The sequence below is a fragment of the Achromobacter sp. SIMBA_011 genome, assembly GCF_046535435.1.
Classification (GTDB): domain Bacteria; phylum Pseudomonadota; class Gammaproteobacteria; order Burkholderiales; family Burkholderiaceae_B; genus Achromobacter; species Achromobacter dolens.
Genome location: NZ_JAWRWN010001114.1, coordinates 1 through 241 on the forward strand (window position 1 = coordinate 1; position 241 = coordinate 241).

Below are 241 nucleotides of genomic sequence, written 5' to 3' on the forward strand. Positions count from 1 at the left end.
TCGGCGAAATCGAGCGCGGGACCGCGATTGCGTCGATCGTCACCGTCGAGAAGCTCGCGTTCGCGTTCGGCGTGGGCGTGGCCGAACTGCTGGCCGGTTCGGCGCTGATCGTGTCGGGCGAACGCGCGCGCGCAGCAGGCGGCCTGCGCCCCTGAGCCGCTTCTTTTCTTCCACCTGCTTTTGATGCAACGCGTGCACCGCCGCGTGCGCGCTGCGTGTTGACGCCTATAGCCGGTTGAAG

General features: G+C 67.6%; 1 pseudogene. It reads left to right on the forward strand.

The window, feature by feature from the left end:
• Window positions 1–155 (forward strand): annotated as a pseudogene (locus SB816_RS34500) (XRE family transcriptional regulator); the annotation flags it as partial.
• Window positions 156–241: the final 86 nt, after the last annotated feature.